Annotated in this window: 14 protein-coding genes; 13 read left to right on the top strand and 1 reads right to left on the bottom strand. The window is 53.2% G+C overall.

The window, feature by feature from the left end; all coding sequences use genetic code 11:
* Nucleotides 1-86 precede the first annotated feature (86 nt).
* The 3 genes from E9531_RS04880 to E9531_RS04870 all read left to right on the top strand — a co-directional run bounded on the left by E9531_RS04880 (nucleotide 87) and on the right by E9531_RS04870 (nucleotide 3425).
* Nucleotides 87-1241: an ATP phosphoribosyltransferase regulatory subunit gene (locus E9531_RS04880; protein ID WP_136572628.1), complete on the top strand. Its 1155-nt coding sequence runs from the start codon at nucleotides 87-89 to the stop codon at nucleotides 1239-1241.
* Nucleotides 1242-1366: 125 nt separating this feature from the next.
* Nucleotides 1367-2791 carry an adenylosuccinate synthase gene (locus tag E9531_RS04875; protein WP_136572627.1) on the top strand — a complete coding sequence of 475 codons (1425 nt, stop codon included), beginning with the start codon at nucleotides 1367-1369 and terminating at the stop codon, nucleotides 2789-2791.
* Between the two features lie 109 nt (nucleotides 2792-2900).
* Complete coding sequence (locus E9531_RS04870) at nucleotides 2901-3425, top strand: phosphoribosyltransferase (protein ID WP_136572626.1); 525 nt, start codon at nucleotides 2901-2903, stop codon at nucleotides 3423-3425.
* Nucleotides 3426-3498: 73 nt separating this feature from the next.
* Here E9531_RS04870 and E9531_RS04865 read toward each other — a convergent pair whose 3' ends face one another.
* Complete coding sequence (locus tag E9531_RS04865; protein ID WP_136572625.1) at nucleotides 3499-4515, bottom strand: YcjF family protein; 1017 nt, start codon at nucleotides 4513-4515, stop codon at nucleotides 3499-3501.
* Nucleotides 4516-4747: 232 nt separating this feature from the next.
* Between E9531_RS04865 and E9531_RS04860 the strand changes: the two genes are divergently transcribed.
* The 10 genes from E9531_RS04860 to eda all read left to right on the top strand — a co-directional run bounded on the left by E9531_RS04860 (nucleotide 4748) and on the right by eda (nucleotide 15313).
* Nucleotides 4748-5671, top strand: a complete 924-nt coding sequence (locus tag E9531_RS04860) for an ABC transporter substrate-binding protein (protein ID WP_136572624.1) — start codon at nucleotides 4748-4750, stop codon at nucleotides 5669-5671.
* Between the two features lie 382 nt (nucleotides 5672-6053).
* Entirely contained in the window at nucleotides 6054-6734 is a 681-nt protein-coding gene (locus E9531_RS04855) for a FadR/GntR family transcriptional regulator (RefSeq protein ID WP_136572623.1), read from the top strand.
* A 62-nt stretch (nucleotides 6735-6796) separates the two neighbouring features.
* Nucleotides 6797-7810: a zinc-binding alcohol dehydrogenase family protein gene (locus E9531_RS04850; RefSeq protein ID WP_211343371.1), complete on the top strand. Its 1014-nt coding sequence runs from the start codon at nucleotides 6797-6799 to the stop codon at nucleotides 7808-7810.
* Between the two features lie 141 nt (nucleotides 7811-7951).
* Nucleotides 7952-8938 (top strand): C4-dicarboxylate TRAP transporter substrate-binding protein, encoded by a 987-nt coding sequence (locus E9531_RS04845; protein ID WP_136572621.1) that lies wholly within the window; start codon nucleotides 7952-7954, stop codon nucleotides 8936-8938.
* A gap of 98 nt (nucleotides 8939-9036) precedes the next feature.
* Nucleotides 9037-9513, top strand: coding sequence for a TRAP transporter small permease (locus E9531_RS04840; RefSeq protein WP_136572620.1), 477 nt, complete (start codon nucleotides 9037-9039; stop codon nucleotides 9511-9513).
* Nucleotides 9510-10781, top strand: a complete 1272-nt coding sequence (locus E9531_RS04835; protein WP_136572619.1) for a TRAP transporter large permease — start codon at nucleotides 9510-9512, stop codon at nucleotides 10779-10781. The genes E9531_RS04840 and E9531_RS04835 overlap by 4 nt, the downstream gene beginning before the upstream one ends.
* An 88-nt stretch (nucleotides 10782-10869) precedes the next feature.
* Complete coding sequence (locus tag E9531_RS04830; protein ID WP_136572618.1) at nucleotides 10870-12018, top strand: mannitol dehydrogenase family protein; 1149 nt, start codon at nucleotides 10870-10872, stop codon at nucleotides 12016-12018.
* 28 nt (nucleotides 12019-12046) lie between these two features.
* Nucleotides 12047-13594, top strand: coding sequence for a UxaA family hydrolase (locus tag E9531_RS04825; RefSeq protein WP_136572617.1), 1548 nt, complete (start codon nucleotides 12047-12049; stop codon nucleotides 13592-13594).
* Between the two features lie 56 nt (nucleotides 13595-13650).
* Complete coding sequence (locus E9531_RS04820; protein ID WP_136572616.1) at nucleotides 13651-14598, top strand: sugar kinase; 948 nt, start codon at nucleotides 13651-13653, stop codon at nucleotides 14596-14598.
* Between the two features lie 70 nt (nucleotides 14599-14668).
* The gene (gene eda / locus E9531_RS04815) at nucleotides 14669-15313 is read left to right on the top strand and encodes a bifunctional 4-hydroxy-2-oxoglutarate aldolase/2-dehydro-3-deoxy-phosphogluconate aldolase (RefSeq protein WP_136572615.1); all 645 of its coding nucleotides are present in this window, start codon (nucleotides 14669-14671) and stop codon (nucleotides 15311-15313) included.
* Nucleotides 15314-15315 lie beyond the last annotated feature (2 nt).

Here is a 15315-nt window from a genome sequence, read left to right as displayed (position 1 = left end):
CAATTCGTACGCCTGTGTCATACAGTTTTGATAGAAGACTGGCCTGAGTCGGTAGAATACGGTTTTTAACAGCTGCGCCAATTGCCATGTCTGCCTGGGTTTTGCCCGACCATATTGCCGATGTTCTTCCTTCTGAAGCGCGCCACATAGAAGAGCTGCGGCGTAGTCTGCTGGACGTGGCGTCCACTTATGGCTACGAATTGGTCATCCCGCCGTTGATGGAGTACCTTGAATCCCTGCTGACCGGCACGGGTGAGGCGCTTGATCTGCAAACATTCAAAACGGTAGATCAAATTTCTGGTCGCACAGTAGGTATTCGTGCTGATAGCACGCAGCAAGTGGCTCGTATTGATGCGCATCTGCTCAACCGTGCTGGTGTAACGCGTTTGTGCTATTGCGGCGCAGCATTGCACACCAAACCTGAACGACCCTATGCTTCGCGTGAGCCTCTACAGTTCGGTGCAGAGATATACGGCCATGCAGGACTTGAGGCAGATCTTGAAGCGGTTGAGTTAGCGCTCGACTGCGTACACAAGGCCTCAGTAACAGGTCCTGTCGTTGTGATGGGCGATGTGCGCATTGCCCGTAGCTTGATGGGCGGTGTGATGACCGGCATGGATGCTTTGCGTGCTGTGCATATGGCTTTGGCTGCGAAAGACGCAAGTACATTGGCAGAGCTCACTAAGGATTTTCCTACATCTTCACGCGATGGCCTGATGGCGCTGCTGGAGTTGTATGGTGATGCCTCCGTGCTTGATGCTGCTCGCGAGCGTTTGGCTGCGTTTCCAGCTGCTTTGAAAGTTCTTGATGAACTGCAGTGGTTAGGTCAACAAGTGCAGGGGCGTGCGCAAGTGGCTTATGACTTGGCTGATTTGCGTGGATATGCATATTACAGCGGCATGCGCTTTTCCGTCTATGCCGACCGATGCAATGATGCGTTGGTGCGCGGTGGCCGTTACGATGAGGTGGGGGCCGCATATGGGCGCAACCGTCCTGCTGCAGGTTTTAGCCTGGATATCAAGCAGTTGGTGACTGTTGCCGCACAGCGTGCATTGCAAACAGCGATTCTTGCGCCATGGTCAGACGATTCAGCGTTACGTGATGTGATTCGTCAATTACGCGCCAGTGGCCAAGTGATTATTCAAACCTTGCCTGGCAGCGCCTCTGAGGCCGATGAGTTTCGTTGCAGTCAACGCCTTGTTTTAGTGCAAGGCCAATGGCAGCTGCAGGCTATTGCTTAATACGGGTTGACAGCCCTTTTGAGATACTGATCTGGTTGAGGTTTAGTGGAATGCGCCATGGCGTTCTCCGCTAAACATGGCCCTTTTGAGCAAGTTTTATTTGTACCGTGTTAACAGGAAACAGCATGAACACAACTGCAAACCCCGCTATCGCAACACAAGGCACCGCACGCCATGGTCGCAATGTGGTGGTGGTCGGCACCCAATGGGGTGACGAAGGCAAAGGCAAATTGGTCGATTGGCTCACCGAGAGCGCGCAAGGCGTGGTGCGCTTCCATGGTGGGCACAATGCTGGCCATACGCTGGTGATCAACGGCATCAAAACCGCTTTGCACTTGGTGCCAAGCGGCATTATGCGTGCCGGTGTGACTTGCTATATCGGTAACGGTGTAGTTGTGTCTGTGGCCAAGCTGATGGAAGAAGTCGCCGGGCTCGAAGCTGCTGGCGTGGTCGTGCGTGAGCGTTTGCGTGTGAGTGAAGCGTGCCCATTGATCTTGCCTCAGCATGCATATTTGGACATTGTGCGTGAGGCGTTCCGTGAGCGCAGTGGAAGCGAGAAAATTGGCACCACAGGCCGTGGTATTGGCCCCGCATACGAAGATAAAGTCGCTCGTCGTGCCTTGCGTGTGCAAGACCTGTTGCATCCAGAGCGTTTTGCTGCCAAGTTGAAAGACCAACTCGGCTTGTACAACCATATTCTGGTGGAGTATTTGCACTCCAACGAGTTGGAAACTCCAGAAACTCTGAAGCCGTTTGTGCAAGACGGTTTGTTGCAGTTTGAGCCGATTTTGGCTGAAGCTATGCGCCAAGCAGAATGGCTCAAGCCCATGATTGCTGACGTGTCAGTGGAATTGAATACTGCGCACCACCGTGGCGAGAACCTGTTGTTTGAAGGCGCTCAAGGCACTTTGCTGGATATTGACCATGGTACCTATCCTTTTGTCACTTCGTCGAACTGTGTCGCAGGCAATGCGGCTGCAGGTTCTGGCGTAGGCCCATCTCTATTGCATTACGTGCTCGGTATTACCAAAGCCTATTGCACCCGTGTGGGCAGTGGCCCATTCCCTACTGAGTTGGATTGGGAAACACCAGGAACGCCTGGCTACCATATGAGCACAGTCGGTGCAGAGAAGGGTGTGACTACAGGCCGTTCACGCCGTTGTGGCTGGTTTGATGCAGCTTTGCTCAAGCGTAGCGCTCAGGTCAACGGTTTGACTGGCTTGTGTATCACTAAATTGGACGTGCTGGACGGGCTGGATAAGCTTGAAATTTGTGTTGGCTACGAGTTGGATGGTCGCCGCATTGATATCTTGCCTTTGGGGGCCGATGACATTGCTGAGTGCAAGCCGATTTATGAAACCGTCGAGGGCTGGAGTGATTCGACTGTTGGTGTGACCGAGTACGACAAATTGCCTGCCAATGCGCGCAAGTATTTGGAGCGCATCGAGCAGGTTTGTGGGGTGCCCATTGCGGTTATTTCTACAAGTCCTGATCGTGACCACACAATTTTGCGCCATAAGCCGTTTGAATACCCTGTGACGTGCGCTTAAGCACGGCACTACTGCTGGCCTGCTTTGATTGTGATAAGCAGGCCTTTTTGCCTGACTGATCCACGACCTCCAGTCTTTCCCATCTAAAAACTACCGAGAGAGCACCACTATGTTGACTGAAGACGGCAAACACCTGTATGTCAGCTATCACGAATACAACAGCCTGATTGAGAAACTAGCGTTGCAAATTCACCGTTCAGGTTGGGAGTTTGACACCATCCTCTGCCTTGCACGTGGTGGGATGCGGCCTGGTGATATTTTGAGTCGCATCTTTAATAAGCCATTGGCGATCATGTCCACCAGTTCTTACCGCGCAGAAGCCGGCACGATCCAGGGGCATCTTGATTTGGCTAAATACATCACCACGCCAAAAGGTGAAGTCTCTGGTCGTGTTCTGTTGGTCGATGACTTGGCCGATACGGGTCATACTTTGGCAGCAGTGGTGAAAATGCTGCGCGAGAGCTATCCTCCCATTACCGAGTTGCGCACAGCAGTCATTTGGACTAAGGGTATTTCCACCTTCAAAGCCGAGTATTCGGTGGAAGAGCTTCCTACCAATCCATGGATTCATCAGCCTTTTGAGAACTACGACAGTACGCGTCCGGAAGATCTCGAAAAAAAATGGAGCATCTAATAGCCGTACTGGAATAACTCCAAGACAAAACAAAAGCGCCATAGGGCGCTTTTGTTTTGTCTGAGGTATTGATTCAAAATGCACTTGTTTGACCGCGCACCATTGACATGATGCTGCTTGCATTGAGTTGTTGGGCTTGCTCTCGCATTTGCGGTAAGTATTGTTGATGCAGTTGCCGCCCATCTTGAAGAACGTGGTTATAGGCATTTTTGAGTATTTGCGTGGAAATGGTGCGACCCCCAGCGTAATACTGATTGGCCACATGGCCGAGTGCGTAGGTCGATGCAAAGCTCATTCCTGAACTGACCGCTTGTTTGCCTAAACCGCCCAAAATTCCTTTACCCGCCTTGCCGAGCAATCCCCCTAAGAGTTTGCGACCGGCTTGCTCCAAATATTGGGACGTCATGCCTACGCCAATGGTAGCGAGAAAATCGCGGATGTGGCCGCGGTCCAAGTCATAGCCATAGCTCTGACCTATCTGGTAAACCAAACGCATTTGCAGTGGAATGATGGCCATGGTCGAAAGCGATTCAGGAAGCAATTCAATAGCACCGTTGACTATTGATGCGCGAAGAATTTTTTTATCTATGGCGGCCGTATCCAATGTGCTGTTGCGTGCAGCAGAGCTGTTTACCGGTAGCGTGAAATCTGGGTGTGGGGTGGCGTGCTCATGTGCTTCTGTTTCATGCGGGTTAGGCCATTGCATTGCTAATGGGGCACTCGCTAATGTTTCAGTCTGCATGTCGGTGGCTTGTGTAAATACACTATCGAGCGCCAGTGATTGGCGCAGATTCTGTAGAAATGCAGCCTCTTTCGGACTAGTCGAACCATCCGCATCGCACACGCATACGGCCATTTCGTATGCCAACTGTCGGCTTTCTTCTGATTGAAGTGCTCCCGCAGCTGCAGTTACATCAGTGCGTTTGAGCAAGACGTCTTGGTAGAGTGAGGGCAGGTTGATGTCGTCACTTGCGGCGAGCCCTTCGGCAATACGACGGATTTCTTCACGTTCGCGTGCATGTTTCTCACTGTCAGCATAAGCAGCAAGCAAGGCGATGGTCAAAATGGCGCGAACTTCGGATTGGGTCATGTCTTTGTACCTTGTGCAGTGTTGTCGGGAATGGTGCCGTCTGGTGATGCGACGTGTTCTGTGTGATAGCGATATCTGGTGTTGGTTTCGTGCAGGGGCAATTTTTTTCTTCGCCATCTTGAATGGCTGCGGATGCAGTGGATGGCCAGTATCCGTGACAATGTGCGGTTATGAATTGCTGCGCGATTGATTGTTCCACTGTGCCAACAGCCTTGATTTTGTTGGTTTTGCGATGTCTGGAGCTGTAGTGGATCAACGGTTAAAACGAATGCTGCCGCGGTTGAGTGTGCTTGCTCAAGGTGCATTGCTGTTTATGGCGTGGTTTTTTCCTCCGATGGTGGCGTATACCGGCGAGATTGAGCTGCTCGATGACAGATCGCAGCGAATCATTCTGCCCCTGCCAGCAAAGCGCATTGTGTCTTTGCTCCCGTCAGTGACTGAAACCATTTGCGCTTTAGAGGCATGTGATCGTTTGGTGGGGGTGGATCGGTATTCCAATTGGCCTGAAGCGGTTGAGCATCTCCCCAAAATTGGTGGGCTGGCAGATGCCAATATTGAAGCCATTGTGGCCCTCAGGCCCGATTTGGTGGTTATTCGTGCGCGTAACCGCGCTGCATCACGCCTGCAGGAGTTGGGGCTGCCAGTGCTGGCTTTGGATGCTCAAAGCCATGCCGATGTGCGACGGCATATGGAACTGGTAGCCCAGGCGCTCGGTCAAACAGGTCAAGGTGAAGTCCTTTGGCTGCAAGTCGATGCCCGCGTGAAAGCTTTGCGTCAGCAGGTTCCTTTTAACTGGCGGAACAAGCGTGTGTATTTGGAATTGCATAGTGGTAATGCTGCAGCAGGTGAGCAGTCTTTCATTGGCGAGATATTGACCCAGCTTGGTTTAAGCAATGTCGTGCAATCTAGTCTAGGGCTCTACCCCAAAGTGGCACCTGAGTTCGTTGTCCGTATCAGCCCGGACTTGCTCATCGTGGCAGATAACCCCTTGGTGCGTGCAGTGCAGCAGCGTCCGGGTTGGGACCATATCCCTGCGGTGCAGAAGCAGCATGTTTGTGTATTGCCTGCTGAGACGTATGACATTTTGATGCGTGCAGGGCCTCGCCTCGACTTGGCTGCGCGCCGCATTGTGCAGTGTGTTCAACGGCTTAAATAGCCGAGAGTCTTAGTCCTCATCGCAGGATTTCTTGATTCAGCGTTACTTCCTGCTCGCGTGATGGGCCTTTGATGGCCCATTGCTGTCTGGGGCGGCTATTACGTGATCGCAACGTGCAGTACCTGATGGGAAGATCGATGGTTGCTGAATTCACTCCGACATGGTTGATTGCAAGTTATTTATGCATTAAATGCTCTCTTTTTTTGACTATTGCATCCTTTTTCTCGTCTTTTAAAAAGGAGTCTCAGTAGATTGGATGCACTAGGAGTTTCACTGAAATGTTATTTTTATAGGGGTTAACACTAATTTAATGGTGCGTGAGATCGCATATAGTTCGTCACGTTTTAATTGTCCTATTGTTGGACCAAAGAATTTTGACTCTATGCGTACCTCTGCTGTTCAGCACGTTCTTGATATTCTGAAAAAGGAAATCCAGACGGCCTACAAGCCTGGCGACATCTTGCCCAACGAGCGAGAGTTGGCGGAACGCTTTGGCGTGGGCCGCAATACGGTAAGGGAGGCGGTGATCTTCCTGGAGGCGTACCAACTGGTCGAGAAAACGCAGCGCGGCGCGCGTGTGCGTGAGCCCAGTTTCGAGCCGATGTTTCACATTTTTGATGACTCGTTTGGAGCGTCGACCAAAACAACGCAGGATGTGCTCAACTTCCGCCGCATAGTCGAATTTGGGTGTTTGTCGGCCATCGTTGCACATGCCACTGAAGATGACTTTGCCGCCATGGATGCTGCCAATGACCGTATGGATGCGGCTTTGACAGTGCGTGAAGCCGCACAAGCAGACCACGATTTTCATGCAGCATTGCTGCATTCGGCGCGCAATGAAGTGTTCAGCCAGCTCTACAAGGTCATGTCGCAAACCTTGATTTACTACCTTGAGATTGGCAAAGCAAACTCGGCCCACAACGCGATTGCCAGCACGCAACACCGCGCCATTGTGCAGGCTTTGCGCGACCGTTCGGTCGCTGAGGCGCAAAGCGCATTGCGCGCGCATTTTATGCACAGCGAATGCGTGCGCGAGTCGGAAAGCGCTACGCTTCAAAAATGATTTTTCAGTGCACTGATGTGCACTCAACAACGAAACGGGCTTGTTGCCCCATTGGTGAAATGATGAAAGCTTTGCAAATCGAATCTGAAGGCGTCAGTGTTCTGCATGACATGCCAAAACCCACTCCTAAAGACGGCGAAGTGCTGGTGCGCGTGCGCCACGTGGGCTTGTGTGGGAGTGATCTTAATACCTTCAAGGGCTTGAATCCTTTGGTGCAGTTGCCCCGTGTGCCAGGGCACGAAATTGGTGGTGAAGTGGTGGAAGTTGGCGCTAATGTGCCTGCTGAATATGCATTGGGCAAGCGCGTGATCGTTATGCCTTACACCAACTGCGGGCAGTGTTCTTCTTGCCTCAAAGGCCGTTTGAATGCTTGTAAGTTCAACCGCACGCTGGGTGTGCAGCAAGAAGGCGGCTTGTCAGAATTCATCGCATTGCCTTATGGCAAGTTAATCATCAACGACACATTGGCACCACACCATTTGGCGTTGGTGGAGCCTTTGTCCGTGGGCTTTCATGCTGCTGCGCGTGGCAAGGTGGGCCAAGGGGACAAGGTCGTGGTGATCGGTTGCGGCATGATCGGCATGGGGGCTGTGGCTGGTGCGGCGCACTTTGGCGCGGAAGTCATCGCTTTGGACATGAGCGATGAAAAAATCAATTTGGCACTGGAGTTCGGTGCGAGCCATGCCGTGAATGCTGGGGCGGCTGATGTGCAAGAGCAAATTTTGGCGCTCACTGGCGGCCATGGCGCAGATGTGGTGATTGAGGCGGTTGGTTTGCCCGCAACATTCACCCAAGCAATCGATTTGGCCTGCTTTGCTGGCCGTGTGGTGTATGTCGGCTACGCCAAGCAACCGGTGTCTTACCAAACCCAGTTTTTCAACCTCAAGGAGTTGGATATTCATGGTTCGCGTAACGCGACGATGAAAGATTTTGAGGCTGTGATTGAGTTTCTGGAGCGCCGCCAAGACGCCGACAAATTCATCAGCAAAGTGTTCCCGCTGAGTCAGGCTGACCAAGCGCTGCCCTATTGGGATGCCGAGCGCGCTAGCACCTTAAAGGTGCTGATTGAGTGCTAAGCACGCGTGTGTTTGCGGCCTGCATGTGTAAATCATGTGGGCTGTTTTCTTGAGTGCGGGCAGGGCAGCTTAGCCATTGGTCTGTGCGAATAACCCGGTCGATACAAGTCGGCCTTTCACTGGAATGTTTGGAGACGAACGATGAAATTGACAACACTCTTCAAAACAGTGCTGGCAGCTGGCTGCCTGGCATTGGGCTTTTCAACCGCAGCTGTGGCGCAAAAGCCCGTGGCAATCAAGGTGGCCTATGAAAACCACCCTGGCGAGCCGCTCGATAAAGTCATGCGCCATTGGGCAGACTTGGTGAAAGACCGCAGCGAAGGCAAAGTGGTGTTTGAGCTCTACCCCAGCTCGCAGTTAGGCGCCAAGAACGACGTGATGGACCAGGCCATGATGGGCATGAATGTGATCACGTTGAGCGATGTGGCTTTCCTGGCGGACTACGAGCCTGATCTGGGTGTGCTGTTTGGTCCTTACCTGACCGATGATCCTGCGAAGTTGTTCAAGATTTACGAGAGTGACTGGTTCAAGGCCAAGGATGAAGCCTTGAAGAAAAAAGGCGTTCACTTGGTCATGACCAATTACCTCTATGGCGTGCGCCAATTGTTGGCGAAGAAGCCAGTTATGACGCCTGATGACCTCAAAGGCATGAAGGTGCGTGTGCCCAACAACGTGATGCAGATCAAGACCTTTGAAGCCATGGGCGCCACCCCTACACCGATGCCGTTGGGCGATGTATACCCGGCCCTGACACAAGGCATGATTGATGGCGTGGAGAACCCGTTGCCCGTGCTGTATGGTCAAAAATTGCATGAGCAGGCCAAGTACCTCTCCATGATCAGCTACATCACCAATACCTCTGTGTGGGTTGGCGGCGAAGCCTTCTTCAGCACACTGGATCCAGCTTTGGTCAAGATCATTCACGAAACAGGCTATGAAGCAGGCTTGTACAGCCAGAAAGTGGCCACAGAAGAAGATGCCAAGCTGATTGAGCAAATGAAAGCAGCTGGCGTTGAAGTGGTTTACCCCGATGTTGCGCCATTCCGTGAAAAAGCCTTGGCCGTGTACAAGCAGTTCCCTGAGTGGTCTCCAAACCTCTATGAAACCATTCAGCAACAGTTGAAGTAAAAAACACCGCATTGCTGAGCACGCGCAGACCGTCGAGAGGTGGCGCAGCGCGTGCATTCGCGTCGCAGGGCGCGCAGCATGCGCAGATGGAACTGCATATGAAGTATCTCGAAAAACTCGCCACCTTTCTGGCTGGCTTCACGCTGTTTGTGCTGGTCGCGATCACGATTGGTGGCGTGGTCATGCGCTACTTTTTCAACAGCCCATGGCACTGGACAGAAGAGATGTCTGGGCTGCTGATGGTTTGGATCGTCTTTTTGGGCATGGCTGTTGCCGAACGCCAGGAAACCAATTTGACGATTTCCTTCATCACCGATTCGCTCAAGCCCAAGTTGTCCGCACTGGTTAATTTGATCATGTGCGTACTCTCCGTTGTCTTGCTCGCGTACATGGCCTGGCTGGGCTACAAGCTGGCAGGTACTTCGCAGTTCCGTTTGACGCAAATTCTCAAAGTGTCCTGGTATTGGGTCTATCTTGCTGTGCCGCTTGGCGCAGGCTTAACCGTTTTGTTCACATTGCCTCAGATCAAGCGCCACGTGTGCACCTTGCTGGGTAAAGAAGGGAGTGCACCATGAGCTGGATGCTGATTCTGCCGATCATGTTCGCACTGATGTTGCTGAACATGCGCATTTACTTGGCCATGTTTGCGGCCATCATTATTTACTTCATATTCTTCAGCAATGTGCCTATGGGCATTGCTGTGCAACGTTTGGTGGCGCCAACGCAAAACAATTCGTTGCTGGCTATTCCGTTTTTTATTCTGCTGGGCACATTGCTCTCACACACTGGTGTGGCTGAGCGTATCTTGCGCTTGGCAGGCTTGTTGGTTGGCAAATTGCGCGGCGGTTTGGCCATGGCCAACGTGATGATGAGCACTTTGATGGGCGGTGTTAGCGCCTCCAACTTGGCGGATGCCGCGATGCTCTCGCGCATGATGGTGCCGGAGATGGAACGTGCGGGCTACAACCGTGCTTTCGCTGCGGCTGTTACCGGTTGCGGCTCTTTGGTCACGCCTATTATTCCACCGGGCATTGCCTTGATTATTTACGGTATGGTGGCGGACGTTTCCATTGGCAAAATGTTCATGGCAGGCATCTTGCCGGGCCTGCTTTGCTCCGCTTTATTGATGTTCACCATTTGGTTGATCTCTGTAAAGCGCGGCTATAAACCAGCATTGAAAACATGGCCAAAACCTAAAGAGTATGGCACTGCGCTGGTGCATGCATGGCCTGCTGTTTTTGTGCTGGTAGGTGTGGTCGGCGGTATCCGTGCCAACATTTTTACCCCGACAGAAGCGGGCGCAGCGGCTGTCATTTTGGTGCTGTTTATCGGGTTCTTCGTCTATCGCGAAATGAAAATTTCGCACGTGACATCGGCTTTGGCTGAAACGGCGCGCTCTACGGCGGCGGTCATGCTGGTCATCATGGCCAGCTCTGCTTTGGCTTGGATTTTTTCACTAGAACATGCCGGCATTGCGATGGCTGAGTGGATCACTGGCCTGACAACCAACAAGTACGTATTCCTGATGTTGGTGAATATTTTGCTGCTCACGGTCGGCATGTTCATCGAGGGAACGGCACTCATTATCGTGTTGGTGCCCTTGCTCAAGCCTGTGGCCATGCAAATGGGGATTGACCCAGTGCACTTTGGCTTGGTGATGATTTTGAACCTTTCCATCGGCACGCTCACACCGCCTGTGGGAACAGTGATGCTGTTGGTGTGCAACATCACCAACGTCAAGATGAACGACTTCTTGCGAGAAGGCTTTCCCTTGTTATTGGCCTTGTTGGTGGCCTTGCTGTTGGTGACGTTTATTCCTGCTCTTTCTTTGGCATTGACATAAGCGTTTGATGGCTTTTTCGCCCAGTCTGCCCGTCGGTCAGGCTGGGCGTGTTTGCGTTGATGTTCTGACCGATTGAATTGTTTTGTTTATGACCCAGCCTATTGTTCAGTTTGGTACTAGTCGCTTTTTGCTCGCGCATGCCGATTTGTTTGTTTCTGATGCGTTGCACCACCATTCTGGTGCTGGCAATGCGCTTGGCGGTATCACCATTGTGCAGACCACCAGCAGTTCTGCCAGCACTGCGCGTAGGGCGGCCTTGACTGCCGGAGGTGGGTATCCGGTTGTAATTCGTGGTTTAGAGCGTGGCCAGCCTGTTGACCGCACGGTGCAATGCACAGCCGTGCGCGAAGCTATGCAGGCTACCCAACTTGATGACTGGCAGCGTTTACGTGCGGATGTGGCCAGTGGCGCAGTGCAGCTGATTCTCTCCAATACCGCTGACAAGGGGTATCAGCTTGATGTGCAAGACAATGCCCAGGCATTGCAGACACACGCTTTAGCACCGAATAGCTACCCCGCGAAATTACTGGTGTTGCTGCATGGCCGCTGGAGTGAGAGTCCAACAGCACCGTTGACCTTCTTGCCCTGCGAATTGATAGAACGCAATGGTGACGTGCTGTGCCAAGTGGTTTGTGAATTGGCCCAGGCATGGCAATTGGAGTCGGCGTTTATCGAGTGGATTCAGACCCATTGTGTGTGGGCCAATTCCTTGGTGGACCGCATCGTGTCTGAAGCGATTGAACCCGTAGGCGCTGTGGCAGAGCCCTATGCGTTGTGGGCTATTGAAGCCAAAGACCGTTTGCAGCTGCCTTGCACACATCCCAGCATTGTGGTGACGGATGATTTAGACCATTACGAACAGCTGAAGTTGTTTTTGTTGAATGCGGCCCACACTTATTTGGCCGAGTGCTGGTTGAAAGGCCAACGCCGTGCGGATGAAACCGTGCGCGAAGCCATGCAAGATGCAGCCCTGCGCGCAGAGATTGAAGCGCTGTGGGCTGAAGAAATCGTGCCGGTATTTGGCAGCCAGGCAAGTGCTGGCTACGCACAGGCCGTTCAGTATGTGGCCGATGTGCGTGAACGTTTTGAAAACCCGTTCTTGAACCACCGCATTGCTGATATTGCCCAAAACCACGAACAAAAGAAATTACGCAGGTTGGCCCCTGTAGTTGCCAAAGCCCAAGAGCTGCAACTGAATCTGCCACAGTTGCGCCTGCGCGCTGCACTTGCTTCTTGATCAGTCTTTACAAGCGGTCCCCCACGCGATGACAACCACCTCCATCATTCAACCTCCATCCTCCATTCGTGCCATCCGTCTTGCACAGACAGACAACGTGGCCGTTGCCCGTGAGCCGCTCTCAGCAGGGCGCACGCTGGTGATCAATGGCATCAGCGTCACCTTGAGCAGTGACATTCCTGCAGGGCACAAATTTGCGTTGCTGCCCATTGCAGGGCAGGAAACCATCTTGAAATATGGCCAATCCATTGGCGTGGCCACGCAAGCGATTGCTCCCGGCGAGCACGTGCATGTGCACAACCTCGGCATGGTCGCTTCGCACCAGCAGCACCAAGTCGGCCAAGCTTATGTTCCTACGCACAAGGATTCCGAGCAACGCACGTTTGACGGTTATGTGCGGACCAATGGCCGCGTGGGGACACGCAACTACATCGGTGTCATCTCCAGCGTGAACTGTTCGGCCACAGTGTGCCGCCATATTGCAGATGGGTTCAATAGCCAGATCGCCCAGTACGAGAACGTCGACGGCGTGGTGGCCATTACCCACGGCTCTGGCTGTGGCATGGGGGGCAATGGTGAAGGTTTGGAGCTGCTGCAGCGCACGTTGCGCGGCTATGCAGAGCACCCCAACTTTGCCGGCATTGTCATCATTGGTTTGGGCTGTGAGGTCAATCAAATTGCCCCTTTGGTCGAAACCTTGGCGGCGCGAGAAAGTGGCATGTTCGCTACCTTGACCATCCAGGATGAAGGGGGCACCCGTGAGACGATTGCAGCAGGCAAAGCATTGGTCACCACAATGCTGGAGAAAGCCAATACACAGCGTCGCCAGCCTGTTGCGCTGGACCATTTGATGGTTGGCCTGCAATGCGGTGGCTCTGATGGTTATTCTGGCATCAGTGCCAATCCCGTTCTGGGCGCTGCCGTGGACTTGCTGGTGCGCCAGGGGGGCACCGCGATTTTGTCTGAAACACCGGAAATTTACGGAGCAGAGCATTTGCTGACGCACCGTGCCGTATCGCAAGACGTGGCCAATAAGCTGATGAAACGCCTGCAATGGTGGGAAAACTACGCTGCTATGCACGGAGGGGATTTGGACAATAACCCATCTCCAGGGAACAAAGCGGGTGGCATTACCACCATTTTGGAAAAATCTCTGGGCGCAGTCGCTAAAGCAGGTTCATCAGGCTTGATGGCAGTGTATGAATATGCTGAGCCTGTGCAAGCACATGGTTTGGTATTCATGGATACGCCTGGTTATGACCCGGTGTCAGCCACAGGGCAAGTTGCAGGCGGCGCTACGCTGATTTGCTTTACTACAGGGCGCGGCTCCACCTATGGCTGTAAGCCCACGCCTTCGTTGAAATTGGCCACCAATACGCCCATGTTCAAACGCATGGAGCTCGATATGGACTTCAATTGCGGCACGATCGTGGATGGCACCCAAACCATTGATGAAGCGGCACAAGTGCTGTTGCAATTGATGATTGATACCGCCTCTGGCAAGGCCAGCAAGAGCGAAGAAAATGGTTTGGGCGACAACGAATTTTTGCCTTGGCAGCTCGGCGCAGTGATGTGAAAGCCTTGCCGTGCCTGAACGTTTGAACATGCTTTTGTTGCGCGAAAACTGACTGTATGACACACCCTCAAATCACTTTGGATGTCTTGACCGTGGGCGAGCCTATGGCACTTTTCATGGCTACTGAAACCGGCCCTTTGCATGCGGTCGGGCAATTTGCTCGTGTTGCAGCAGGGGCTGAGTTGAATGTTGCCATCGGCTTATGCCGTTTGGAGGTGAGTGCGGGCTACATCACCCGCGTGGGGCAAGATTCATTTGGCGAATTCTTGCAAGCGGAGTTTGCTAAAGAAGGCATTGCCACTGACTATGTCCGTGTTGATGACCAGCACCGTACGGGTTTTATGCTGAAAACGCGCAGCGACGATGGCAGTGATCCGCAAATCGAATACTTCCGCGCCGGTTCTGCCGCAAGTTATTTAAGCGTGGAGGATTTGCCCTCCACATTCCCCGCTCGCCATTTGCATGTTACGGGCATTACGCCTGCACTTTCCGCATCGTCTAAAGCCTTGGTCTTGGCCTTGATACAGCAAGCCAGAACCGCTGGCGCACGCATTTCGTTTGATCCGAATTTGCGCCCACGTTTATGGCCTTCGCAAGTGGCCATGGTTGAGACGTTGAACCACATTGCTAGCTTGGCCGATGTGGTGTTGCCCGGTGTGGCAGAAGGGCAGATTTTGGTGGGCTCGTCAGAGCCTGAGCGCATCGCTGATTTCTATTTGCAAGCTGGCGCCAAGCAAGTCGTGGTCAAGCTTGGCCCTGAAGGGGCGTTCTATAAAGATGCAGATCAGTCAGGCGTTGCCGCTGGCGTATCCGTAGAGCGTGTAGTGGATACCGTGGGCGCAGGCGATGGGTTTGCCACTGGCGTAATCAGCGCTTTGGTCGAAGGATTGTCCTTGCCTGAGGCCGCTGCTCGTGGCAATGCGATTGGTGCTCGTGTGGTGCAGTTTCCGGGCGACTCCGATGGCCTGCCTACCCGTGCGCAGTTGGGGCTGGCCGCGCGCTGATGCGCATTCATTGGCCGTGTGCATGGGCCACATTGGCGCCATGGTTGATTTTTACTGTTGAGATTTTCTGATGACTACTACGACACTCACTGCGTTGGACGTTGTGCAAGATGCACCCGTCATTCCCGTTATTGTTTTGAATGACACGACGCACGCCGTTGCCTTGGCTAAAGCACTGGCAGCAGGGGGCATCCGCATGCTGGAGGTTACGCTGCGCAGCCCAGTGGCGTTGGATTGCATCCGTGCCATTGCTGCCGAAGTGCCTGAAGCCGTGGTGGGTGCCGGCACTGTGCGTTCCGCTGCTGATGCGCAAGCCGCCGTTGCGGCTGGTGCCCGTTTCTTGGTTAGCCCAGGCTATACCAGCGAACTCGGCCAAGCCTGCCAAACCTTGCAAGTGCCACTGTTGCCTGGCGTGGCCACTGCCAGTGAAATCATGCAGGCCACAGCGGATGGTTATAGCGTGCTCAAGTTTTTCCCCGCGTTGCAAAGTGGCGGTGTTCCTATGCTCAAAGCTTGGTTTGGGCCTTTTGGTGATGTGAAGTTCTGCCCTACAGGTGGAGTGTCACCAGACAACGCAGGGCAATTTCTGGCATTGCCCAACGTGGCTTGCGTTGGCGGCTCGTGGTTAGTACCGGCAGAGGCCTTGGCCAAGCAAGACTGGGCGGCTATTACGGCACTGGCACAAGCGGCCAGTCGGTTGGAGCGTGCTGTGTAAGC

The sequence above is a fragment of the Lampropedia puyangensis genome, assembly GCF_004833285.1.
Lineage (GTDB): Bacteria > Pseudomonadota > Gammaproteobacteria > Burkholderiales > Burkholderiaceae_C > Lampropedia > Lampropedia puyangensis.
Note: the sequence above shows the minus strand (reverse complement) of the source record. Positions and strands in the feature narration are given on the sequence as shown.

Excerpts from the sequence above, each read along its gene's own strand:
- E9531_RS04880 (WP_136572628.1), top strand. The coding sequence starts at position 87 with ATGTCTGCCTGGGTTTTGCCCGACCATATTGCCGATGTTCTTCCTTCT.
- E9531_RS04875 (WP_136572627.1), top strand. The coding sequence starts at position 1,367 with ATGAACACAACTGCAAACCCCGCTATCGCAACACAAGGCACCGCACGC.
- E9531_RS04870 (WP_136572626.1), top strand. The coding sequence starts at position 2,901 with ATGTTGACTGAAGACGGCAAACACCTGTATGTCAGCTATCACGAATAC.
- E9531_RS04865 (WP_136572625.1), bottom strand. The coding sequence starts at position 4,515 with ATGACCCAATCCGAAGTTCGCGCCATTTTGACCATCGCCTTGCTTGCT.
- E9531_RS04860 (WP_136572624.1), top strand. The coding sequence starts at position 4,748 with ATGTCTGGAGCTGTAGTGGATCAACGGTTAAAACGAATGCTGCCGCGG.
- E9531_RS04855 (WP_136572623.1), top strand. The coding sequence starts at position 6,054 with ATGCGTACCTCTGCTGTTCAGCACGTTCTTGATATTCTGAAAAAGGAA.
- E9531_RS04850 (WP_211343371.1), top strand. The coding sequence starts at position 6,797 with ATGAAAGCTTTGCAAATCGAATCTGAAGGCGTCAGTGTTCTGCATGAC.
- E9531_RS04845 (WP_136572621.1), top strand. The coding sequence starts at position 7,952 with ATGAAATTGACAACACTCTTCAAAACAGTGCTGGCAGCTGGCTGCCTG.
- E9531_RS04840 (WP_136572620.1), top strand. The coding sequence starts at position 9,037 with ATGAAGTATCTCGAAAAACTCGCCACCTTTCTGGCTGGCTTCACGCTG.
- E9531_RS04835 (WP_136572619.1), top strand. The coding sequence starts at position 9,510 with ATGAGCTGGATGCTGATTCTGCCGATCATGTTCGCACTGATGTTGCTG.
- E9531_RS04830 (WP_136572618.1), top strand. The coding sequence starts at position 10,870 with ATGACCCAGCCTATTGTTCAGTTTGGTACTAGTCGCTTTTTGCTCGCG.
- E9531_RS04825 (WP_136572617.1), top strand. The coding sequence starts at position 12,047 with ATGACAACCACCTCCATCATTCAACCTCCATCCTCCATTCGTGCCATC.
- E9531_RS04820 (WP_136572616.1), top strand. The coding sequence starts at position 13,651 with ATGACACACCCTCAAATCACTTTGGATGTCTTGACCGTGGGCGAGCCT.
- eda (WP_136572615.1), top strand. The coding sequence starts at position 14,669 with ATGACTACTACGACACTCACTGCGTTGGACGTTGTGCAAGATGCACCC.